The following is a 236-nucleotide window of genomic DNA, read 5'->3' as shown; positions in this document are numbered from 1 at the left end:
CCGGGTGGACGATGCCCTGTGCCGCGGCTGCGGCGAATGCGAGCAGGCTTGCCCCTACAACGCCGTCACCGTGGAGGAGGTCGAGCCGGGGCAATTCCGGGCCAGTGTCCGCGCCGCGATGTGCAAGGGCTGCGGGGCCTGCGCCGTGGCCTGCCCCACCGGCGCGGCGTCGGTTTACAACTTCGAGGAGCAGACCATCCTGGACATGGTGCAGGCGGCCCTGCGCTAATACGAGG

1 protein-coding gene is annotated in these 236 nt (G+C 70.3%); it reads left to right on the top strand.

Annotation, left to right across the window (positions count from 1 at the left end; translation table 11 throughout):
* The coding region (locus RZA33_RS19795) for a 4Fe-4S binding protein (RefSeq protein WP_317510077.1) at window positions 1–229 on the top strand (229 nt) is incomplete at its 5' end.
* Window positions 230–236 lie beyond the last annotated feature (7 nt).

The sequence above is a fragment of the Halovibrio sp. HP20-59 genome, assembly GCF_033052795.2.
In the GTDB taxonomy this organism is placed as follows: domain Bacteria; phylum Pseudomonadota; class Gammaproteobacteria; order Pseudomonadales; family Halomonadaceae; genus Vreelandella.
Note: the sequence above shows the minus strand (reverse complement) of the source record. Positions and strands in the feature narration are given on the sequence as shown.